Below are 23,222 nucleotides of genomic sequence, written 5' to 3' on the forward strand. Positions count from 1 at the left end.
CAATTTAAAAATTAATATTAGTTCTTATTGTAGCATTAGTCTGGCGCTACAATCTCACCGTTCCAGGCCAAAATACCTCCTAATAAATTGTAGGCATTTTCAAAACCTAATTCATTCATGATTTCACAGGCTTTTGCGCTTCTTGCACCAGAACGACAATACACATAATAATTTTTAGACTTATCCAACGCTTCTATAGCTGAGATAAACGCTGGACCTTGGTAAATATCAATATTTAAAGCAGATGCGATAATTCCATCATTGTATTCGTCTTCAGTTCTTACATCAAGTATAACTGCATTTGAATCGGCTTCTAATTGCTCAATCCAATCTTCTTGTGTTAAATTCATAGCTTCTTTTTTTGTAAAATTACAATGTTTTAAGTAAACAAAAAGGAGCAAAAATGTTAAATGGATAATATTTTGTAGAAAACGATATCGTAAATCACAAAAAACAACAAAATTACATTTTCACACAATTATCATTAATAAAGTATTCTATTTCATAAATAATTGTGTTATTTTTTATATTATAACACAAAATTTAGCATTTACTCAACAATGATAAAACGCAGTAAACAACTGATTTTATGCTATATTTGTGGTAGTAAAATTTATCTAAATTTATCAATGAGCGCTTCTCTAAAACAAACTTTCCCTTCCTTCTCTACACCCTTACTTGAAGCGATAGATCAAAGTGCACAAGAACAATTTATTCCAGCTGGAACAGTAATTATGCGCACAGGACAATACATCAAAAATACTATGCTTGTGATTAGTGGTAAAATTAAGATCTATCGCGAAGATGAAGACGGAGGAGAGTTTTTTATGTATTATTTGCAACCTGGTCAAGCATGCGCACTCTCTATGGTATGTGCCACTAGAAGTGAAAAAAGCCAAATTATGGCTAAGGTAGTCGAAGATGCCGAATTGTTAACAGTGCCTTTAGCTTTGATGGACAAATGGATGATGGAGCACCGATCATGGTACGAGTTTGTAGTGGCTACTTACCGTAATCGTTTCGAAGAAGTCTTAGAAGTATTAGATAGCGTAGCATTTAGAGCTATGGACGAACGTTTAGAATTTTATTTAAAGCGCCAAGTGGCTTCTTGTGGTTGCAAAGATTTAAAATTATCACATCAAGAAATTGGTATGGATTTGAATACTTCGAGAGAAGTTATTTCGAGACTCTTAAAAAAAATGGAGCAAAGAGGTTTAGTAAAATTGCACCGCAACCATATCGAGGTTTTGACTACACAAATTTAAAAACAAGCTTCTTCCCCATTAAGAAAAAATCAGTACAAAGTACTCAATGTGACTAAAATTACCAAAGACTAAAAAGTAAAGTCACATCTTTGCAACACAAAAAAAAGAAACATGGAATATATTGGTTATTTTGCTTCAATTATTATTGGTCTTTCGTTGGGACTCATTGGTGGTGGGGGCTCTATTTTGACAATTCCTATTTTGGTTTATTTATTCAAAATCGACCCAGAATTGGCAACAAGCTATTCCTTGTTTATTGTTGGATTATCTGCCTTATTTGGTTGTTATAGCCATTATAAAATGGGAAATTTAAAAATAAAAGCCGCTTTATATTTCGCCTTTCCATCGGTCTTTTCAATTCTGATAATACGTGAAGTTATCTTTCCGCAGATTGCTTCTACCTTATTTTCTATTGCTAGTTTTCAAGTTTCGAAAGACTTTTTAATCATGATAGTCTTTTCGGTTTTGATGATATTGGCAGCTGTCTCAATGATAAGAAGAAAGTTACCCGAAATTGTATCGACTTCTACTAATTATGTTCAATTAGGACTTATTGGATTTGTCGTTGGCATTATTACGGGTTTCTTGGGTGCTGGTGGTGGTTTTTTAATTATTCCAGCCTTGCTCTTTTTTGCTAATTTACCTATGAAACAAGCCATTGGCACTTCGCTATTAATCATTTTCATCAATTCTGCTATTGGTTTTGGAGGTGATGTATACATTGGTACACCTATAAATTATAGTTTTTTGCTTTCTATAGCAGCAATGGCTTTTATAGGAATATTGATTGGAACTCAACTATCAAAAAAGATTGATGGATCAAAACTCAAGCCTCTTTTTGGATGGTTTATTTTGGTGATGGGTCTCTATATCATCACCAAAGAAGTCTTTTTTTAGCGTAAAATTATGTAACTTTAATCACCTTTTTAATCAATTATCCATATTACATTTGTGTAAATACTAAACTAAAATACCATGCAAATAGAACAAATATATACTGGTTGTTTGGCTCAAGGAGCCTACTACATCACTTCAAATGGTGAAGCTGCTATTATTGACCCATTAAGAGAAGTACAGCCGTATTTAGACCGTTTAGAACGAGATAATGTGCGTTTAAAATATATTTTTGAAACGCATTTCCATGCTGATTTCGTTTCGGGTCACTTGGATTTGAGCAAAGCAACCAATGCTCCTATTGTATATGGTCCAACTGCAAAACCTGAATTTGAAGCAATAGTTGCAACTGATAATCAGATTTTTGAAATTGGAAACCTCAAAATTAAAGTACTGCACACTCCAGGACACACTATGGAAAGTACTACTTATTTGTTACTTGACGAAACGGGTAAAGAATATGCAATATTCTCAGGTGATACCTTATTTATTGGAGATGTGGGACGTCCTGATTTAGCACAAAAAGCCGCTGGAATGACACAAGACCAATTGGCAGGTATCTTATTTCATTCATTAAGAAATAAAATCATGACACTGGCCGACGATGTAATTGTATATCCTGCACACGGAGCTGGAAGTGCTTGTGGTAAAAATATGAGCAAAGAAACGGTTTCTACAATTGGACAACAAAAAGCCACCAATTATGCCTTAAGAGCCAATATGACCGAAGCTGAATTTATAAAAGAAGTAACCGATGGTTTGCTTCCTCCTCCAGCCTATTTTGGAATGAATGTGGCTATGAATAAAAAAGGCTATGAAAGTTTTGAAAAAGTTTTACATAAAGGTATGCAAGCGCTCTCGGCAACTGATTTTGAAAGAATAGCAGAAGAAACTGGTGCATTAGTTTTAGATACGCGCAATAGTGGTGATTTTCACAAAGCATTTATACCACAATCTATTAATATTGGGATTAATGGCGATTTTGCCCCTTGGGTTGGTGCTATGATTGCTGATGTGCAACAACCGCTTCTTTTGGTTACCGAAAAAGGACGAGAAGAAGAAACCGTTACTCGCTTGAGTCGTGTAGGTTTTGACCATATTTTAGGACATCTTGAAGGTGGTTTTGAGTCATGGACAAAAGCCAATAAAGAAATTGACACCATCCATAGAATTTCAGCAGCTGAGTTCGAACAAAAGGTAAACACCGATAAAGATGTTATCATTGATATTAGAAAAGAAAGTGAATACAGCGCAGAACACGTAGCCGAAGCATATAATAAACCCCTATCCGCCATTAATGACTGGATAACCACTATCGACCCGAAACAACATTTCTTTATGCATTGCGCAGGTGGATATCGAAGTATGATTGCGGCTTCTATTTTGCAAGCGAGAGGATTTAGAAATTTTACAGAAATTGAAGGCGGTTTTGGCGCTATAGCAAAAACAACAGTTCCTAAAACCGATTTTGTGTGCCAAAGCAAAGTGTTGAAATAAGTTAGAAGTTAGAGGTTAGAGGTTAGAGGTTAGAGATGAGAAGGCAGACTTTAGAAAACCAATTAAAAAACGGTCAACACTAATCAGGGAAATTCAAATAGAAATCTAAAATTGACTATAACTTACTACAACTGCAACATATCAATTTAATCGAGAACTTAAAAGCTATACTAGAAAGCCAACAGGTCTTTGCGTTCTTTGCGTAATCCTTAGCGAACCTAGCGGTTATAAATACAAGAAGTAAAATAATACTTGAAAAAGACAATTTTTGAACAAATGAAAATTAACAACTAAAATCAATCATCATGAAAAAAAACATGGGTGTTACCGACAAAAGAATTCGAGTTTTTATAGCAGTTTTGATATTTTCGCTATACTATTTCAACATAATTGAAGGAACTTTAGGGATGATCGGATTAGGATTAGCTCTGGTTTTTGTGTTAACTAGTTTTATTAGTTTTTGTCCTTTGTATTTGCCATTTAGAATTTCGACGATAAAGAAAAAATAAGCATGGAAGATTTGAATTGTTGTGTAAAAAGTTGTGAAAAACCATTAGATGCAACTTATTGGGATTCGCAATATCAATCTAAAACTATTGGTTGGGATTTAGGAACGATTTCTAAACCAATCAAAGAGTATATTGATCAATTAGAAGATATAGCGATTGCTATTTTGATTCCTGGTTGCGGGAACTCCTATGAAGCGGAATATCTTTTAGAAAAAGGGTTTACCAACATTACAGTGATTGATATTGCTCCGACTCTGGTTGAAAAATTAAAAGAAAAATTCAAAAATACTGCTGCCATTCAAATCATTCAGGGGGATTTTTTTGAACATAAGGGTAGCTATGATTTGATTTTGGAACAAACTTTCTTTTGTGCTTTGCCTCCACAAATGCGTCAAAAATACGTTTGGAAAATGCATCAATTGTTAACCGAAAATGGAAAAATCGCAGGCTTACTTTTTAATCGCAGTTTTGAGGTAAGTCCTCCTTTTGGTGGAAGTACAACCGAATACGAACAGTTATTTAAGACCGCTTTTCATTTTAAAATTTTTGAAAATTGTAGCAACTCGGTTTCGCCAAGAGCACAATCGGAATTGTTTTTTGTTTTTGAGAAAAAATCGGAAGTGATTGTGCAATGTTACACTTTGAGTGGCATCACTTGTTCGAATTGCACCAAAACGGTACTTCAGAAAATAGGAGCTATTCCAGGGGTAATAAATGCACAAATCAACAGCACCTCTACTGATTTGATTGTTATGAGCACCAACGAAATCTCACTAGAACAATTGAAAGAAGTACTTGTTTATGAACCAGATTTCAGCATTGCACTTGTTGATTAAACTTTCAAGGTAGTTTATTTAGAAGATGAATTTTTAAAAGTCAAAGGCTTAAAAAAAGAATACCTACAAGCTTTTGAAAACCTTGAAGGAAATTGAACTCGGGTTTACAATATAAAGAATGGCAACAATGAAACCAAAGAAGCAAATTGTAGCTCCTTAACCCCGATAGCAGCGGCATCCTTTGCTTTTTTTCTTTATAAAAGCAAAGATATAGCGGATAGCGGGACGGTATTTCCTGAAAAGCCCATTTATTACTGTTCCTAAAAAAATGTAATTCAAAATAAAGACACGAAAATGAAAACACTTTTATTTACCAATTGGCATTGGATGCGATGGATTCGGTTGGTTTTTGCCCTATTCTTATTTGGTGAGGCTTATGCTACTCGAGAATGGTTTTTTATTGTTTTTGGTTCGTTTTTCTTGCTACAAGCTTTGTTTAACTGGGGTTGCGGGGCAAATGGTTGCGCCGTTCCTAAAAAAAATGATACAAAATGAATGCTTTTCAACAACTGATTCAGCAAGACCAACCCGTTTTGGTTGACTTTTTCGCTACTTGGTGTGGTCCATGCCAAATGCTAGCTCCTATCTTGAAAGAAGTAAAAGAAAGGCTTGGTGATCGTATCACGATTATCAAAATTGATGTAGACAAAAATCAAGCGATTGCGGCTCAGTACCAAGTTCGCGGTGTGCCCACTATGCTTTTGTTTCAAAACGGGAAACAATTGTGGAGACAATCTGGGGTTCCAACAAAAGAAGCACTTTTAAAGATAATTATTGAAAAATCAAACACCTAATTGCTACTAGACTGGTTACAAAGCCAAAATTATTAATTTATTTTTCTATTGGAACCCATTTTTGTATCATTTGACTCAAATCATTGGGAACTAAAGGCTTTGACAAGTAATCGTTCATACCGTATTCCAAACACTTCTCTTTTTCACCTTGCAAGATTCCAGCAGTAAGTGCAATTATGGGTACGCTTTGATAATTAGGATGTTTACGTATTGCCATTGTTGCTTCAAAGCCATTCATAATAGGCATTTGTATATCCATAAATATCAACTCAAATTGGTCGACTGAAATACAACTTATGGCTTCTTCCCCATTTTTAGCTTCGGTAATCTGAGCGTTTGGAAGGTTTCTTTTTATTAAAGTAACTGCCAAAAAGCGATTAACAGCATTATCTTCAACAATTAACACTTTTAATGGTGTAAAACTTATTTTTTTAGTTTTCGTCTCTGTTAACACTTCTTTTTGAGTAGTGATTTCAGGGGGTTGTGCTTCTTCAAATCGAACGGTAAAAAAGAAAGTACTCCCAACACCATATTGACTTTTCAATTCTAATTGACTGTTCATTAAACCTAATAATTGATTGGAAATAGAAAGTCCCAATCCAGTTCCACCATATTGTCGAGAAGTTGTAGCATCTTCTTGTTCAAATGACTGGAAAATTTTCCTTTGGCTATTTAATTTAATTCCAATTCCAGTATCTTTTAGAATAAATTCTATACTAAAAAAAGTACGTTCAACTTTTACAACTTTTAAGGTCAAGTTAATACTTCCTTCTGAGGTAAATTTTATGGCGTTATTCACTAAATTTACCAATACTTGCTTAAGACGTAACGAATCTGTCCAGACAAACTCTGGTACTTTATCGTCTATTTTCAAAGTCAAATCAATATGTTTTTGTTGGACTTGATATTTGAACAAATGAAAAGTTTGCTGTACTAGTTCTCGTATATTTACAACTTCAAGATTCAATTCTAACTTACCTGCTTCAATCTTTGAAAAATCCAAGATATTATTAATAATTCCCATTAAAATCAAAGCTGAAGTATTAATGGTATTCATGTATTCTAATTGATTTTTATCTAGATTAGTAGCAGACAATAGTTCTGTAAACCCTATAATTCCATTCAGAGGTGTTCGGATTTCATGACTCATATTGGCTAAAAAATCAGACTTGGCTTTATTGGCCTCCTCAGCTTTATCTTTAGCTTTAATTAGTTCTAATTCTAATAATTTTCTATCAGTAATGTCTCGGATTGTTCCAACTAAAACAGCTACTTCTCCATTTTCGTGGAACTTGAGAGTCCCTATTCCGTGCAACCAACGCACTTGCGCATCATTTTCTCTAATAATTTTATACTCTTTATTAAAAGATTTTTTATTTTGAATGAGTTCTGTTTGAACGTAATTGAACATCATTTCTCTATGCTCAGCATGAACAAGATTGAGCCAATCATGCGAAGTAAAAATAGTATCGCTATCAATTCCGAAAATGGAATCTAATAGTTTGGAGCGTTTCCAAATATTGGTATGCAAATCAATGCTAAAGGTGCCTAAATTAGCAATTTGTTGTGTTTCAAGTAAAAATTTTTCATTTTCAATCAACAATAATTCAGCAATTTTGCGTTCAGTGATATCACGAACAATGGTGAGTAGGTTGCCATCTGGTAGTAATTTGGAGTTCAATTCAACAATAATTAATTTATTGTTTTTAACTATAACTTTTCGTTCAGACCGCACCGATAGGCCTTGATATAATTTTTGAAATTGAAAGGGATGCTTTTCTAAATCCTCCTTCAAAACAAAGTCAAAAAGTGATTTTTGCAACAATTCTTCCTCTGTCAAACCTGTAATTTTACAGGCATTTTCATTAACACTTACAATTTTTCCTTCGGTAGTAGAAATGACGATTGCATCAAGCATGTGTTTTACCAATAATCGATACCGTTCTTCACTTTGCTGAATTTCTGCTTCTATTTTTTTTCGATCGGTAATATCTTTCACAAAACCGAGATACTCACCACTATTTAATTTCACAGCATCAAGGGACCACCAACGAATACTACCGTCTTTATGTATAAATCGCAAATCATTATTACAACTTCCCTCTATAATAATCTTATTGAAAGTTTCAAAATACAAAGCAGCGTCATTGGGATCCATAAAATCTTTAGTGGATTTTGTCAATAACTCCTCTTTTGTATATCCTGTAATACTTGAAGCCGCAGGATTCACTTCAAGAAAAAATCCTTTTTCATCGGTTACAAAAACCCCATCAGGAGCATTCTCAACATAACTTTTAAATTTTAAGGTGCTTTTTTTTACTATTTCAAGATGTTCGCTTTCTTTAATAAATGCAGCATCCCTTTTTTGTTGTTGTTCAATTTCTTTCTTTAATGAAATATCTTGAGCTATTCCTTTCAGTCCAATTACTTCCTTTTGCTCATTCAAAATAGGCATAGCGGCACCAAATATCCATTTTTTGCGATTATCCGAAAAATGAATTTGATGTTCAATCTCGTAGGGAGTTTTGGTTGCTATCAATCCCTCTATTTTTTGATTTAAAAGAGATAAATCATCTAAAGAAAAACGAGATAAATAACTAGTGTACAAATCCTTCGTTGCTTTTTCAATTTCAAAAATTGCATATAATTCATCGGACCAATACAGTTCTTTGGTATCAAAATAAAAAAACCAACTCCCTGTTTTGGCTAGCTTTTGCGCATCATTAAGTAATAATTTATTGGTTATTCCTTCTTGTTTGTTAATTTGAAATTCATTGACATCAAATGCATAAGCGTGAAATAAATTAGAAGGCACATCATACCAAAATCGCCATTGATAATAAAAACCTTGAGAAGAACTATGTAAGACTTTTGCAATAATAGTGTTAGTTGTGCCCGATTCTTTTGCAGATTGTATGCATAATTTCGTGGCCTGTGTATCCGAAGGAGCAATGATTTGAAGAAAATAAGACTGCTCTAAATATTGGCTATCATAACCTAAAGATGAAAAACTAGGGGATACAAAAACAATCTTACCCAAAAGATTGAACGTACAAAATAAATCCGTGTTTTGTTTGACAAAGGAATCATATGCACTGTAAAAAAGAAGCTCTTTTTTTAATCGTTCAATTTCTTCTAATGAATGCTCCATAGCTCAATTTATTAATAATGGAATTTTAGATATCATTGATTTTGGTAACTAAATTTAGTTAAATATAGTTAAATTTTATTGATAAACAACAACCAACTATTGATCATATGATTATTTATAATCGTATTATTCTGATCTTATTTTTATCATATTAGGATCTAATAGTCAACGAAATAATTATTTTTAAGCAATTACTATTTTTTATTTAGCAAACAAATCCAAAAAAAAAATGTTAAATTTTCAACATTTGTATATACATATAAAAAAAGTGTTACATTTGTATCGACAAATAAAGTAAATACAAACATGAAAATAGAACACGTTTTAAAAAGCACTATCGATTATAGCGAATCGACTCGAGCGATTTTAAATATCATGTATACTCAAATTGTTGTTTCTGAAAGTTTCAATGAAATTTTAAAACCTTACGATATTTCGGGAGAGCAATACAACGTTCTTAGAATTTTAAGAGGCCAAAAAGGAAAACCAGCCAATATGTGCGTAATTCAAGAACGCATGTTAGCCAAAACTAGCAACACTACTCGCCTAGTTGACAAATTGCTTTTAAAACAATTAGTAACACGAAATGTTTGCTCAGTCAATCGTAGAAAAATAGAAGTGCTAATAACCGAAAAAGGCTTGTTGCTTTTAAAACAATTAGAACCACAGTTGAAAGCACACGAAGAATCTTTTGCCAACAACTTGTCTCAGGAAGAATTACAACAACTCAATTACTTATTAGAAAAATACAGAACAAAATAAATACTAACTATCTATGAATACTTTTTTAGACCATCAAAAATGGAGATATGCTACCAAAAAATTTGATGCCAGCAAAAAAATAACAACGGAAGATCTAAACACTCTAAAAGAAGCAATTCGTTTGAGTTCCTCTTCCTACGGATTACAATTGTACAAAGTTTTCATTATTGATAATCCCGAAATTAGAGCACAATTACAACCTGCAGCTTGGGGGCAAAGTCAAATTACTGAAGCTTCTCACCTGTTTGTTTTTGCTAATCAAACCACAATTGACCAAGATGACATCAATGGTTATTTGAAAAATGCTGAACAAACCAGAAATCTTCCTGAAGGCACATTGAATGCCTATGGAGACTTTATGAAATCAAAATTAATCCCTTTGGCCGAAGACAGCAAAAAAGTATGGACTGCCAAGCAAACCTATTTAGCATTAGCCAACTTAATCAATGCTGCAGCTGAATTAAAAATTGACACTACCCCTATGGAAGGTTTTGATCCAGTACAATTCAATGCGATATTAGGTTTGGATAAATTAAACTTAAATGCAGCTGTAGTTGCCGCTGTTGGCTATCGTCATAAAGACGACGACACCCAACATTATACAAAAGTTAGAAAGTCTAACAACGAATTATTTATTACTCTATAATTTAACAACTCAAATATTAATCTAAAAACCAATTTACACATGAAAAATTTAAAATTAATTGCTTTAGCATTCGTAGCTTTCGCTACAGTATCTGTAAACGCTCAAAACAAAAAAATTGATGTTGCAACAAGTTCAATCGAATGGGTTGGAAAAAAAGTGACTGGACAACACAATGGAACTGTAAACTTTAAAGAAGGAACTCTAGTATTCAAAGGGAAAGCTTTGAAAGGTGGTTCTTTTACAGTAGATATGAATTCTTTAACGGCAACTGATTTAAAAGGAGAATACCAAGGAAAATTGAATGGCCACTTAAAAGCGGATGACTTTTTTGGAACTGCAAAATTCCCAACTGCTACTTTAGTTTTCAAAACAATTGGTTCAAAAGCGAAAGACGTTTATACTGTAACTGCTGATTTAACTATCAAAGGAATCACTAAACCAGTTTCTTTCGAAATGACTGTAAATGAAAATACTGCTACCACTGCTTTTAATGTTGATAGAACAAAATATGGTATAGAATACAATTCAAAATCTATTTTTGCTTCAATCGGAGACAAAGCCATCAATGACGAATTTGAATTGAAAGTGACTTTGAAATTCTAATTTAAACCTGCATACTAATAGAAAGCCTCAACCATGTTGAGGCTTTCTTTGTATTAAAAAATTGAAACACCTATTAAAAAATCGTAAAAAAAAGAATAAATCGTATCCAATAAACCTCTTTTTAATAATAAAACCTTAACCTTTTAAAAGAACTATAGTAATATACGACACTTACATTTGAATTGTTAATTATGACACTTTCCAAAAAAATCATTGTAAACAATCGTAAAATGAAACAAAAAGTAGTACTTATCATTTTTGTCTTGAGCTTTTTATATTCATCAGCTCAACAAGTAAAAGGAATTTATGGCGACACCAATTGGATGTTACATTGGACTAATTTTAAACCTGCCACAACAGAATACCCTGAAGCTAATGCCATTTTATCGGGTGTAATTGATCACGATACCAAACTTAGTAGTGACTACACCTATAGATTAGACGGCATTCTATATGTAACAAATAATGCCATTTTAACAATTGAACCGGGAACAATTATTAGAGGTGACGAAGTGACTTGTGGCACCATTGTTATCACTAGAGGTGCTAAAATTATTGCTGAAGGGACTCCAAAAAGCCCAATCGTATTTACTTCAAACAAAGCTACAACTGTAAGAAAGCCTGGTGATTGGGGAGGTATTGTAATTCTTGGTGAAGCTCCAATTAACAAAGCTGGTATCAACGGACAAGCTTTGCTAGATTTTAATTTTGACGCTTCAAAATGTTCGTATGGTGGACAAAACTCCGAGAGTAATTCAGGAAGCTTATCCTTCATTCGAATTGAATATGCAGGAAGAAAACTTAACAAACTCAAAGAACTTAATGGTTTGTCCTTGGCTGGTGTAGGAAAACAAACTACTCTAAATTATATTCAAATCAGTTATTCCAATGATGATTCCTTTGAATGCTATGGTGGTGATGTCAAATTGGATCATTTAATTTCATTCCGTACAACCGACGATGATTTTGATTTTACTCAAGGTGTTCAAGCAACAATGACAAATAGTATAGCCATACGCCATCCATTTTCTTCGGATGCTGCTGGATCAAGATGCTTTGAAATTGACTCCTTCGACAAAATTGAAAACTCCGATCCTTCCAAAAAATTAACTTCAATTCAAGCGAGTTATATTACCTTAGTAAATCTTGAAGAAAACAACCAAGGTTTGGTAAGAGAAGCTATTCATCTTAAAGAAAAAACGTGTTTTTCATTAAAAAACAGTGTCGTATCTGGATTTGCTCCTTTCCTTTTAATGGATGGTAAAATCGGATTAAATCCTGACAATTTATCTAAAATTGTTCTAAAAGATATTCTTATCAATAACTGTAAAGGATCCATCGAAAGTCAAGAACAAAGCTTTAATGACAAATTAAAATATTGGCCAGATCCAACTTCAATGGGATTCGAATTTTCAAATAATCCAAACTCCAATTTATTTAAATCAGAACAAATAAAAATCAATCCTGATTTTAGACTTAAAGAAGGTACACTTGTAGTGAGCACTCACTAAAGCAAAACCATTTCCAAAAAGTTCTATACGAATTTTCAACACAAACAGATTCATATTCTTCATAATAAAAACCAATTACTCATTGGTTTTTTTTTATTTTAAAAGCTTTATTTTCTGTTTTTCTTTAATAAAACGAGGCAATTCCACCAAAATCAATACTTTTTCATTTTAAGTGTTAAGTTTTTATTATAATTGTTTTAATTTATTACTTTAGTTTTTTATGTTTACCAAAAATAAAGTAAGGCCCCCACACTTTAAAACTATTAATATGAAACAAAAATTATTCTTAGTAATCTGTATTACTTGTAGTCTAACACTTTTCGCTCAAAAAAACAATGGTATAATTGGAGACTCCAATTGGATGAATAACTGGACCAATTTTAAACCCATTACTGTAGAATACCCCGAAGCCAACGAGGTATTGCCTGATGTAATTGATAAAAACACCACCTTGGTTAGTAGTAAAACCTATCAGCTAACTAACAGGGTTTATGTTACCAACAATGCGACACTTACTATCGAACCTGGCACTGTAATCAGAGGAGGTATAGGAGATATTGATTATTGCGGCACCTTAATTATTACCAAAGGAGCTAAGCTTATTGCCGAAGGAACTGAAAAAGCACCAATCGTTTTTACTTCAGACAAGGGCGCTACGGTAAGAAAACCAGGTAATTGGGGCGGTATTATTATTTTAGGGAATGCTCCAGTAAATAAAATTGACAAAGACGACAAACATCTATTAACCGATTTTAATATTGATCTTGCTAAAGCTTCTTATGGTGGGGATAAACCAGATGATAACTCTGGAATTCTAAAATATGTCAGAATTGAATTTGGAGGAAAAAAAATAAACGGATCCAAAGAAATCAATGCGCTAATTTTAGCTGGAGTTGGAAAGAAAACCAACTTAGATCACATTCAAGTGAGCTATTCCAATGGAGATGGTTATCATATTGTAGGAGGAGAAGTTGTGATGAACAATTTGATCTCTTTCCGATCAGACGATGATGACTTTGACTTTGCTGAAGGAACACAAGCAACTTTAACCAACAGCATTGCCATTAGACATCCTTTTTCTTCAGGATCTGGAAACTCAAGGTGTTTTGAAATTGATTCCTACGACAAACCAGAAAATGCCGATTTGACAAAAAAACTTACCAATGTAACTGCATCCAATATGACTTTTGTCAATATTGAAGAAAACAATCAAGGACTAATTCGTGAAGCCATTTACTTAAAAGAGAATTGCAAACTCTCTTTTACCAATAGTGTTGTTTCTGGTTACGCTCCTTTTTTGTTGTTAGGAGAAAAAATCACCTTATCCCCTGATAATTTTTCTAAAATTGTACTAAAAAATATTACATTAAACCGATGTAAAGAAAATTTAGTAAGTGAGGAACAAAGTTTTAATGGTAAACTAAAGTACTGGCCAGATCCTGAAGCTATGGGATTTGAGATTACCACTACACCAATTGTAGATTTCTTTACTTCTATTGATTTGAAAAATAATCCTGATTTTAGAAAAAAGGGTAATGCAATTTTAGTGAACAAATAATATTTATAGCACACAAGAACACCTTCAATAATTGGTTCTTGTTTGAAATTTAACATAAAACAGTAAAAGATTTATTTATATTTATCCTTTATCTTTTGATTAGTTTAATTTCATTTATATATTTGCTTCAATAAATAAATATGAGAACAATAACAAACAATACTTGGTGGTGGAATACTTTACGTCAAACGTCGTGAACAAAGCTCCTATAGTATTATTTGAACTATTATAATAAAAAGGCTTGTCATTCACGACAAGCCTTTTTATTTTACAATTATTTTTTAAAACTGAAAACAGCTCAACCTAACTATAATAAAATGAAAACATACTTATTAAATACACATTACAAACAAATCCTTGCCGATACCATTACGCCGGTGAGTGTTTATCTTAAAATACGAGATAGATTCCCCAACAGCTTATTGCTAGAAAGTAGTGACTATCACGGAAACGACAACAGTTTCTCTTATATATGCTGTCAACCTATTGCTTCTATAAAAATAGAAAACGAAATCATTACCAAGCAATATCCAGATGGCACCTCCGAAGTTATAAATATTGATGCCTCAACAAATATCCCAGCTATCATTCAATCATTTTCGAATCAATTTCAATCACAAAAAAATGATTTCAAGTTCATTAACAATGGATTATTTGGTTACATCGCGTATGATGCTGTTCGTTATTTCGAAAAAATAACCATCGCGAAGAAAGAAAACAGTACGACTATCCCAGATGTATATTATGCGGTGTATCAAAACATCATTGCTATCAATCATTTCAAGAACGAAGCCTATATTTTTAGCCATAGTTTGGATGGAAAAAACAATATCGCTGAAATCGAACAACTCCTGCAATCTCGAAATATAGCAACCTATAAATTCACAAAAGAAGGCGAAGGTTTTTCCAATCTTACGGATGAAGAATTCAAACACAACGTAGCATTAGCCAAAAAACATTGTTACCGTGGCGATGTGTTTCAATTGGTTTTATCACGACGTTTTACACAAGGTTTCAAAGGAGATGAATTCAATGTGTATCGTGCTTTGCGAAGCATTAACCCTTCCCCCTATTTATTCTTTTTTGACTATGGTGATTTCAAATTATTCGGTTCTTCTCCGGAAGCTCAGATTATTGTAAAAAACAGAAAAGCCGAAATTCATCCTATCGCTGGAACCTTCAAACGAACAGGGGATGATGAAAAAGATGCTGTTTTAGCCAAAGCTCTTTCTGAAGATAAAAAAGAAAATAGCGAACACGTCATGTTAGTCGATTTAGCCAGAAATGATTTGAGCCGTAACGGACATGACGTTCAAGTAGAAAAATACCGTGAGGTGCAATTTTTCTCCCATGTTATCCATTTAGTTTCCAAAGTTACAGGGTATTTACACGAAAAAGCCCTAACATTACAAGTGGTCGCAGACACCTTCCCTGCTGGAACGTTGAGTGGCGCTCCAAAACATAGATCGATGCAATTGATTGAAGATTATGAAAAAACCAATCGTGCTTTTTATGGAGGTGCCATCGGTTTTATGGATTTTGAAGGCAATTTCAATCACGCCATTATGATTCGAACTTTCTTGAGCAAAAACCATCAATTGCATTCACAAGCAGGCGCAGGCATCGTATCCAACTCCGATGAAGAAAGCGAAATGCAAGAAGTTTATAATAAACTAAGAGCCTTAAATACGGCATTGGATTTGGCTGAGAAAATTTAAAAATTAAAAAATGGAATGATTGAAAAATTACTAATCTTTAAATTTTTCAATCTTTAAATCACAAAATGAAATGAAAAAAATACTAGTCATAGACAATTACGATAGCTTCACTTACAACTTAGTACATTATTTAGAAGATTTAGATTGTGAAGTAACGGTATACCGAAATGATGAATTTGATTTGGATGAAATCGCTCATTTCGATAAAATTTTATTATCGCCAGGACCTGGTATCCCTGACGAAGCAGGCTTACTCAAAGCAGTAATTCAAAAATACGGTCCCACCAAAAGCATTTTTGGGGTATGTCTTGGACAACAAGCCATTGGTGAAGTCTACGGCGGTACTTTGTCCAATTTAGACAAAGTATACCACGGAGTAGCCACAACAGTAAAAACTATTGTAAATGATGAACTCCTTTTTGATGGATTGGAAGCAACATTCGAAGTGGGTCGCTACCACTCATGGGTGGTCGATACGAATGTACCCGATGTTTTAGAAATTACATCCATAGACGAAAACGGTCAAGTGATGTCTTTGCGCCATAAAACCTATGATGTGCGCGGCGTACAATTTCATCCCGAAAGTGTATTGACTCCTGACGGAAAAAAAATGTTAGAGAATTGGGTGAAAAGCCCCCTAGCCCCCAAAGGGGGAACAAAATAATTGTGATTAACAAATTTAAATCCCTATTACCCCAATAGGAACTCCCCTCTTTTGGAGGGGCTGGGGGAGGCCATGAAAAACATATTAAACAGACTCATCAATCATGAAATGCTTTCGAAAGAAGAAGCAAAAAATGTATTGATTAATATATCCAACGGAAGTTATAATCCTAGTCAAATTGCCTCTTTTTTGACCGTTTATATGATGCGTAGCATTAGCATAGATGAGTTAGCTGGCTTTAGAGAAGCATTATTGGATTTGTGTATCAAAGTAGATTTATCCGCCTACAATGCCATTGATTTATGTGGTACAGGCGGCGATGGAAAAGATACCTTTAACATCTCCACTTTAGCTTCATTTGTAGCGGCGGGTGCAGGAATAAAAGTAGCCAAACACGGTAATTACGGCGTGTCTTCTATTTCTGGTTCCAGTAATGTACTCGAAAAAATGGGCGTGCAATTTAGTAACGACGCCTCTTTTTTAGAAAAATGTATTGACCAAGCAGGTATTTGCGTCTTGCACGCACCTCTTTTTCACCCGGCGATGAAAAATGTAGGACCAATACGAAAAGAATTGGCGGTAAAAACCTTTTTCAATATGTTGGGACCAATGGTCAATCCTTCTTTTCCTAAAAATCAATTGGTAGGGGTTTTCAATTTGGAATTGGCGAGAATGTATGGCTATTTGTATCAAAACACCGAGGTGAATTTTACTATCCTTCACGCACTCGATGGCTACGATGAGATTTCATTGACGTGTCCTACCAAAACAATTACCAAAACAATGGAAGGCATGTTGCATCCAACTGATTTTGGTGTGTCCCTTTTGTCTCAAAACGAAATCGAGGGTGGAAAAACCATCGAAGAATCAGCTGCTATGTTTCTCTCTATTCTTTCAGGAAAAGGAACAGAAGCCCAAAACAATGTGGTTTGTGCCAATGCTGCTATGGCCATTGCAACCGTTACCCAATGCACTCCTTTAGAAGGATTTCAAATAGCGAAAGAAAGTTTGCTATCTGGCAAAGGCTTGGTAGCTTTGAACAAACTAAAAGAGTTAAGTAAATAAAAATTAAAAAATTGAATGATTTAAAAATTGAAAGAATATGACAAAATCGTTTGAGGAATTTGAAGTATATCAAAAAGGGATATTATTAGCAAAAAAGATTTTTCAAATAGCAAACAAAAAAGAATTTGAAAAAGAATTTGGTTTTAAAGATCAAATAAAAAGAGCAGTTATTTCAATAACCAACAATATTGCTGAAGGTTCTGAATACAACAATAATAAACAACTTATTAGATATTTAAAAATTTCCAAAGGAAGTTGTGCAGAAGTAAGAAGTATGCTAGTGTTATCTAGGGAACTTGGCTTTTGTACCCAAACGGAAATTGAAGAAAGCTATAAAATAAGCGTAGAAATATCGCAAAACTTGTCAAACTTCATAAAATATTTAAGTACTAAAATCAAAGACTAATTCTTATTCAGATTGAAATCTTTAATCATTCAATCTTTAAATCATTCAATCTTTAAATTTACAATTAATGAACATCCTAGATAAAATCATCATCGATAAAAAAAGAGAAGTCCTTCTCAAGAAATCCATTATTCCCGTTTCGCAATTGGAAGCATCTGTATTTTTTGAAAAACAGACGATTTCTCTTAGCCAAAAATTAAAAGAAAGTCCTTCTGGAATTATTGCCGAACACAAACGTCGTTCCCCTTCCAAATCCATCATCAACAACAATTTTACAGTTGAAGAAGTAGTAAAAGGCTACGAAAATGCAGGTGCTTGCGGTATTTCGGTACTAACCGACGGCAAATATTTTGGGGGTTCGCTAGACGACTTGCTTTTGGCTAGAGCCTCGGTAAATATTCCACTTTTGCGAAAAGAATTCATTGTAAACGAATACCAAATCCTAGAAGCCAAAGCCCACGGAGCCGATTTAATCCTACTCATCGCAGCAGTTTTAACGCGTGAAGAAATTCAATCGTTATCCCAATTTGCTAAAAGTTTAGGACTAGAAGTTTTGCTTGAAGTGCATAATTTAGAAGAATTAGAAAAATCGATTATGCCCACACTAGATATGATTGGAGTAAACAATCGCAACCTCAAAACCTTCGAAGTGAGTTTGGATTTTAGCAAAGAATTAGCTTCCAAAATTCCAAATGATTTTGTCAAAGTATCCGAAAGTGGCATTTCGACTGTTGAGGCCATTAAAGAATTAAAACCCTATGGTTATCAAGGCTTTTTGATTGGAGAAAACTTTATGAAAACAGATAACGCAGGCGAAGCTGCCACTGATTTTATAAAGAAAATAGCCCCCTAACCCCCGAAGGGGGAGCAAACCAATAAGTTACTAGCAACTAACCACTATTGTTATGAAACCAAAAACAAATCAGCATTCAACATCCGCACAAGAACTCCCCGCCGAGGCGGGGATGGGGGGCTTTGGCCTTAAAATCTGCGGTATGAAATACCCTGATAACATACTCGAAGTAGCAGCCCTCCTACCCGACTATATGGGATTTATCTTTTGGGAAAAATCGGCTCGTTATTTTGAAGGACCGTTGCCTGAGTTACCCAAATCCATCAAAAAAGTGGGGGTTTTTGTCAACGAAAAAAGTAATATCATCCTAGACAAAGTAGCTCAGTATGATTTACAAGCCGTACAGTTGCACGGACAAGAATCGGTAGCTTTTTGTTTGGAATTAAAAAATAAATTAGGGACTAGTGTCGAAATCATCAAAGTATTCTCAGCAGATGAAACCTTTGATTTTAGCGTATTGAAACCCTACGAGCCTGTTTGCGATTTCTTTCTTTTCGATACCAAAGGCAAATTACCAGGAGGCAACGGAACCACTTTTGATTGGACCATTTTACAAAAGTATCCTTCCTCCAAACCGTTTTTCCTAAGTGGAGGAATCGGAATTGACGAAATCGCAGCAGTAAACGAAATTTTGAACACCCATTTACCCCTTTACGCTATAGACGTAAATAGTAAATTTGAAATAGAACCTGGGTTGAAAAACATTGAAAGATTGAAAGATTTAAAAATTAAAATAACCGATGACTCTAAAAATTAGATTCATCTTAAAATATATTCAAAATGTCATACCACGTAAACGAAAAAGGCTATTATGGTCAGTTTGGAGGAGCTTACATCCCAGAAATGTTATATCCTAATGTAGAAGAATTGCGCCAAAACTATTTGGACATTACCGCTACACCCGATTTTAAAGAAGAATTCAACCAGCTACTAAAAGATTATGTTGGGCGTCCAAGTCCATTGTATTTTGCGAAGCGATTGTCTGAAAAATACAATACCAAAGTCTACCTTAAAAGAGAAGACCTCAACCATACAGGCGCACACAAAGTCAACAACACGATTGGCCAAATTCTAGTCGCCAAAAAGTTAGGCAAAAAACGCATCATCGCCGAAACAGGTGCGGGTCAGCACGGTGTGGCTACCGCTACTGTTTGCGCCTTAATGGGATTAGAATGCATCGTTTATATGGGCGAAATCGACATTGCTCGTCAAGCACCTAATGTGGCTCGAATGAAAATGTTGGGCGCTACCGTACGCCCTGCCTTATGTGGCTCTCGTACCCTCAAAGACGCCACTAACGAAGCCATTCGTGATTGGATTAACAATCCCGTAGACACGCATTATATCATTGGCTCTGCCATTGGTCCGCACCCTTATCCTGATATGGTTACCCGTTTTCAGAGTGTCATTTCCGAAGAAATCAAATGGCAATTAAACGAAAAAGAAGGTCGCGAAAATCCAGACTATGTCGTAGCTTGTATTGGTGGCGGAAGCAATGCTGCTGGGACATTTTACCATTTCTTAGACCAAGAAGAAGTGGGTATTATTGCCGTAGAAGCCGCTGGAAAAGGCGTCGATTCTGGGCATAGTGCCGCTACGAGTAAATTAGGTAAAATGGGGATTATTCACGGTTGTAAAACCCTGTTGATGCAAACCCCAGATGGACAAATTACTGAGCCCTACTCTATCTCGGCTGGGCTAGACTATCCGGGTGTTGGACCTATGCACGCGCATTTGGCTGAATCTGGTCGTGCCGAATTCTATTCCGTTACCGATGATGATGCGATGGAGTTTGGACTCGAATTGTGTAAATTAGAAGGCATCATTCCCGCCATCGAAACCTCGCACGCCTTGGCTATTTTCAAACAAAAACAATTCAAACCCTCAGATATTGTCGTGATTAACCTTTCAGGACGAGGAGATAAAGATTTAAATACGTATATTGACTACTTTAAATTGTAGTAGGGCGTTTCCACAAGGGTCGGGCTGTACGCTATATCTCTAGGGGCGAACCCCGCCCCTAGAGGATGCCGCTCCCATCCCTAACGCAAACCCTGCAACACCAGAAATGAAGTAGCCATCAACACCAAAGTACTATGCAAAAATTATTTACATACGGAACATTACAGCATCCCGAGGTGCAAGAAGATCTTTTTGGAAGAACACTCATGGGAACCCCAGAAATACTTTTGGGCTATCGTGTCAAAGAAATCCAAATCGAAGAAGAATTTGGTCTGATCAACTACCCCATCATCGTCGAAACCGAAAATCCTGAAGATACCATTCAAGGCATTGTATATGACGTGACGACCAATGATCTTCGCCAAGCCGACCTTTACGAAGGAAAGCATTATAAACGTGTAGAAGTAGTTTTGCAATCCAACCAAAAGGCTTGGGCTTATAGTTTGGTGGTGTAGACAAAATCAACCGCAAATTCGCAAATTTTAAGGTTTTACTTTTAAAATATCCGCCACAAATTACACGTACAAACACTAATTCAGAACATTTCTTTTATTCCACGAATCCTTAAGAACTAAATAATTAGTGTAATTCAATTTCAAAATTGATGATTTAGCGCCAATTTGTGTATTTCGTGGCAAACATTTTAAAATGCCAATTTGCGGTAATAACAGTTTTGAACTTAACAAAAAAGTCTCGCTTGCATTAGATTTGAGACCAAAAAACATAGAATTTTAGATAGAAAGAATAAATTATGAACCGAATCAATCAAAAATTACAAGAAGATAAAAAAATAGTGTCCATCTATTTTTCTGCGGGCTATCCAAACCTGAATGATACCGTACAAATCATTCAAGATTTAGAAAAAAATGGCGTCGACATGATTGAAATCGGATTGCCTTTTAGCGATCCTTTGGCCGATGGTCCTACCATTCAGGCGAGTTCCACTCAAGCCTTGCACAACGGAATGACCACTCAAGTATTGTTTGACCAACTAAAAGACATCCGAAAAACAGTAAGTATTCCACTAGTGATTATGGGGTATTTTAATCCGATGCTACAGTATGGTGTAGAGCCATTTTGTGCAAAATGTGCAGAAATTGGAATCGACGGATTGATTATTCCTGATTTACCTGTAGATGTCTATGCCGAAGAATACAAAACTATTTTTGAAAAATACGGCTTAAAAAACATCTTTTTAATTACGCCACAAACTTCAGACGAACGCATCCATTTTATCGATAGTGTTTCGGATGGTTTTATTTATATGGTAAGCTCGGCTAGTGTAACAGGCTCCAGTGCAGGATTTGGAAACACACAAGAAGCGTATTTCCAACGCATCGCGCAAATGAATCTAAAAAATCCTCAAGTTATTGGTTTCGGAATCCACAATGCCGAAACGTTCCAACAAGCTACACAATTTGCCAAAGGAGCTATCATTGGAAGCGCTTTCATTACTTATTTAAAAGAAAATGGAACTGCCAATATCAAAGCATTCGTGGAATCCATTCGATAACTAGTCATCAAAATGCTACTAAAAAGAACCACATCCAACGATTCTGATTTTCAAAAACTAGTCCTGCTTTTGGATCAATTTCTGCGATCTAAAGACGATGAAGATCACGATTTTTATGCACAACATAACAAAACCGACCATATAAAGCATGTAGTCGTAGCTTATTATGAAGATGAAGCCATAGGCTGTGGTGCTTTTAAAGCATTTGACGAAAAAAGTGTTGAAATCAAGCGAATGTTTGTAGTAGCATCTTTCCGAGGCAAACAAGTAGCCCATCAAATTATAGCAGAACTTGAGCAATGGGCCAACGAACTGCAATACAACAGTTATGTACTTGAAACCGGCACTAACAATCCTGTAGCCATTGCATTATATCAAAAACTAGGGTATAAAATCATCCCTAATTATCCCCCTTATGACGACGTAGCTACAAGTGTTTGTCTAAAAAAAGAAAAGCAATGCTAAAGCCAACCCTTATTACTTTAACAGAAACCAAATTGGTTGGTAAAAAAAGAAGCATGTCGTTACTTGACAATCAAACGCAAGCCCTTTGGCAGGATTTTATGCTAAATCGAAAAGGCATTACCAACAGAATAGGCAACGATTTTTATTCGGTTCAAAACTACAGCAAAGATTATTTTGAAACTTTTAATCCTGCTAAGTCTTTTGAAAAATGGGCGGCTGTAGCGGTGAATGCTTTTGAAAATATCCCCGAAAATATGGAGTCCTTTACCCTACCCACTGGGCTTTATGCCGTTTTTGAACACAAAGGAATGGATACCGCAATTTTTCAGCAAATTTTTACGGATTGGTTGCCCAACGCTCCCTATATTTTAGATCATCGACCTCATTTTGAACTATTGGGCGAAAATTACAAAAACGGAGATCCTAACTCCGAAGAACAAATATGGATTCCAATTTGTCAACAATAATTCAACTCTTAGATTATTGTTAATACTTTGTTAAATACAAAATTAAACAAGCGTTTAATTTAAACAGTTGTTTAATTTTGTTT

General features: G+C 34.7%; 25 protein-coding genes. 23 read left to right on the top strand and 2 right to left on the bottom strand.

Features of this window, described 5'->3' with window-relative positions; genetic code table 11:
* Window positions 1-35 precede the first annotated feature (35 nt).
* The gene (locus ACSVH5_RS01010; RefSeq protein ID WP_438059602.1) at window positions 36-350 is read right to left on the bottom strand and encodes a rhodanese-like domain-containing protein; all 315 of its coding nucleotides are present in this window, start codon (window positions 348-350) and stop codon (window positions 36-38) included.
* Window positions 351-629: 279 nt separating this feature from the next.
* Between ACSVH5_RS01010 and ACSVH5_RS01015 the strand changes: the two genes are divergently transcribed.
* The 7 genes from ACSVH5_RS01015 (at window position 630) to trxA (ending at window position 5,795) form a co-directional block, all read left to right on the top strand.
* Window positions 630-1,265, top strand: coding sequence for a Crp/Fnr family transcriptional regulator (locus ACSVH5_RS01015; protein WP_438059603.1), 636 nt, complete (start codon window positions 630-632; stop codon window positions 1,263-1,265).
* A gap of 111 nt (window positions 1,266-1,376) precedes the next feature.
* Window positions 1,377-2,162 carry a sulfite exporter TauE/SafE family protein gene (locus tag ACSVH5_RS01020; protein WP_438059604.1) on the top strand — a complete coding sequence of 262 codons (786 nt, stop codon included), beginning with the start codon at window positions 1,377-1,379 and terminating at the stop codon, window positions 2,160-2,162.
* Window positions 2,163-2,240: 78 nt separating this feature from the next.
* Window positions 2,241-3,656, top strand: a complete 1,416-nt coding sequence (locus ACSVH5_RS01025; RefSeq protein ID WP_438059605.1) for an MBL fold metallo-hydrolase — start codon at window positions 2,241-2,243, stop codon at window positions 3,654-3,656.
* Between the two features lie 305 nt (window positions 3,657-3,961).
* Window positions 3,962-4,165: a YgaP family membrane protein gene (locus tag ACSVH5_RS01030; RefSeq protein WP_438059606.1), complete on the top strand. Its 204-nt coding sequence runs from the start codon at window positions 3,962-3,964 to the stop codon at window positions 4,163-4,165.
* A 2-nt stretch (window positions 4,166-4,167) separates the two neighbouring features.
* On the top strand, window positions 4,168-5,001 hold the full coding sequence (locus ACSVH5_RS01035; RefSeq protein ID WP_438059607.1) for a methyltransferase domain-containing protein: 834 nt from the start codon (window positions 4,168-4,170) through the stop codon (window positions 4,999-5,001).
* 294 nt (window positions 5,002-5,295) lie between these two features.
* A complete protein-coding gene (locus ACSVH5_RS01040; protein ID WP_438059608.1) occupies window positions 5,296-5,496 on the top strand; it encodes a hypothetical protein in 201 nt (66 codons plus the stop codon).
* Window positions 5,493-5,795, top strand: coding sequence for a thioredoxin (gene trxA, locus ACSVH5_RS01045; RefSeq protein WP_438059609.1), 303 nt, complete (start codon window positions 5,493-5,495; stop codon window positions 5,793-5,795). The genes ACSVH5_RS01040 and trxA overlap by 4 nt, the downstream gene beginning before the upstream one ends.
* 37 nt (window positions 5,796-5,832) lie before the next feature.
* On the opposite strand, the gene ACSVH5_RS01050 is transcribed toward trxA, so the two are convergent.
* Window positions 5,833-8,946 (bottom strand): PAS domain S-box protein, encoded by a 3,114-nt coding sequence (locus ACSVH5_RS01050; RefSeq protein WP_438059610.1) that lies wholly within the window; start codon window positions 8,944-8,946, stop codon window positions 5,833-5,835.
* Between the two features lie 306 nt (window positions 8,947-9,252).
* Here ACSVH5_RS01050 and ACSVH5_RS01055 point away from each other — a divergent pair, with 306 nt between their 5' ends.
* The 16 genes from ACSVH5_RS01055 (at window position 9,253) to ACSVH5_RS01130 (ending at window position 23,139) form a co-directional block, all read left to right on the top strand.
* A complete protein-coding gene (locus ACSVH5_RS01055) occupies window positions 9,253-9,708 on the top strand; it encodes a MarR family winged helix-turn-helix transcriptional regulator (RefSeq protein WP_438059611.1) in 456 nt (151 codons plus the stop codon).
* A gap of 13 nt (window positions 9,709-9,721) precedes the next feature.
* The gene (locus ACSVH5_RS01060) at window positions 9,722-10,354 is read left to right on the top strand and encodes an NAD(P)H-dependent oxidoreductase (protein ID WP_438059612.1); all 633 of its coding nucleotides are present in this window, start codon (window positions 9,722-9,724) and stop codon (window positions 10,352-10,354) included.
* Between the two features lie 39 nt (window positions 10,355-10,393).
* The gene (locus ACSVH5_RS01065) at window positions 10,394-10,957 is read left to right on the top strand and encodes a YceI family protein (RefSeq protein WP_438059613.1); all 564 of its coding nucleotides are present in this window, start codon (window positions 10,394-10,396) and stop codon (window positions 10,955-10,957) included.
* 191 nt (window positions 10,958-11,148) lie between these two features.
* The gene (locus tag ACSVH5_RS01070) at window positions 11,149-12,468 is read left to right on the top strand and encodes a hypothetical protein (protein ID WP_438059614.1); all 1,320 of its coding nucleotides are present in this window, start codon (window positions 11,149-11,151) and stop codon (window positions 12,466-12,468) included.
* Window positions 12,469-12,736: 268 nt separating this feature from the next.
* Window positions 12,737-14,026 carry a hypothetical protein gene (locus ACSVH5_RS01075; RefSeq protein ID WP_438059615.1) on the top strand — a complete coding sequence of 430 codons (1,290 nt, stop codon included), beginning with the start codon at window positions 12,737-12,739 and terminating at the stop codon, window positions 14,024-14,026.
* Between the two features lie 317 nt (window positions 14,027-14,343).
* A complete protein-coding gene (locus ACSVH5_RS01080; protein WP_438059616.1) occupies window positions 14,344-15,744 on the top strand; it encodes an anthranilate synthase component I family protein in 1,401 nt (466 codons plus the stop codon).
* A 70-nt stretch (window positions 15,745-15,814) separates the two neighbouring features.
* On the top strand, window positions 15,815-16,408 hold the full coding sequence (locus tag ACSVH5_RS01085; RefSeq protein ID WP_438059617.1) for an anthranilate synthase component II: 594 nt from the start codon (window positions 15,815-15,817) through the stop codon (window positions 16,406-16,408).
* Window positions 16,409-16,480: 72 nt separating this feature from the next.
* Window positions 16,481-17,473, top strand: coding sequence for an anthranilate phosphoribosyltransferase (gene trpD / locus ACSVH5_RS01090; protein WP_315142358.1), 993 nt, complete (start codon window positions 16,481-16,483; stop codon window positions 17,471-17,473).
* A gap of 37 nt (window positions 17,474-17,510) precedes the next feature.
* Window positions 17,511-17,879 carry a four helix bundle protein gene (locus tag ACSVH5_RS01095; RefSeq protein ID WP_438059618.1) on the top strand — a complete coding sequence of 123 codons (369 nt, stop codon included), beginning with the start codon at window positions 17,511-17,513 and terminating at the stop codon, window positions 17,877-17,879.
* A 67-nt stretch (window positions 17,880-17,946) separates the two neighbouring features.
* Complete coding sequence (trpC, locus tag ACSVH5_RS01100) at window positions 17,947-18,732, top strand: indole-3-glycerol phosphate synthase TrpC (protein ID WP_438059619.1); 786 nt, start codon at window positions 17,947-17,949, stop codon at window positions 18,730-18,732.
* A 142-nt stretch (window positions 18,733-18,874) separates the two neighbouring features.
* Window positions 18,875-19,489, top strand: coding sequence for a phosphoribosylanthranilate isomerase (locus ACSVH5_RS01105; RefSeq protein WP_438059962.1), 615 nt, complete (start codon window positions 18,875-18,877; stop codon window positions 19,487-19,489).
* Window positions 19,490-19,512: 23 nt separating this feature from the next.
* On the top strand, window positions 19,513-20,694 hold the full coding sequence (gene trpB / locus ACSVH5_RS01110; protein ID WP_438059620.1) for a tryptophan synthase subunit beta: 1,182 nt from the start codon (window positions 19,513-19,515) through the stop codon (window positions 20,692-20,694).
* A 134-nt stretch (window positions 20,695-20,828) separates the two neighbouring features.
* Window positions 20,829-21,149 (top strand): gamma-glutamylcyclotransferase family protein, encoded by a 321-nt coding sequence (locus ACSVH5_RS01115; RefSeq protein WP_438059621.1) that lies wholly within the window; start codon window positions 20,829-20,831, stop codon window positions 21,147-21,149.
* A 296-nt stretch (window positions 21,150-21,445) separates the two neighbouring features.
* Window positions 21,446-22,207 (top strand): tryptophan synthase subunit alpha, encoded by a 762-nt coding sequence (gene trpA / locus ACSVH5_RS01120; protein WP_438059622.1) that lies wholly within the window; start codon window positions 21,446-21,448, stop codon window positions 22,205-22,207.
* 12 nt (window positions 22,208-22,219) lie between these two features.
* On the top strand, window positions 22,220-22,672 hold the full coding sequence (locus tag ACSVH5_RS01125; RefSeq protein ID WP_438059623.1) for a GNAT family N-acetyltransferase: 453 nt from the start codon (window positions 22,220-22,222) through the stop codon (window positions 22,670-22,672).
* Window positions 22,666-23,139: a GyrI-like domain-containing protein gene (locus ACSVH5_RS01130; protein WP_438059624.1), complete on the top strand. Its 474-nt coding sequence runs from the start codon at window positions 22,666-22,668 to the stop codon at window positions 23,137-23,139. The genes ACSVH5_RS01125 and ACSVH5_RS01130 overlap by 7 nt, the downstream gene beginning before the upstream one ends.
* Window positions 23,140-23,222 lie beyond the last annotated feature (83 nt).

Origin of the sequence: Flavobacterium sp. RSSA_27 (assembly GCF_051547125.1) — a bacterium.
Taxonomy (GTDB): domain Bacteria; phylum Bacteroidota; class Bacteroidia; order Flavobacteriales; family Flavobacteriaceae; genus Flavobacterium.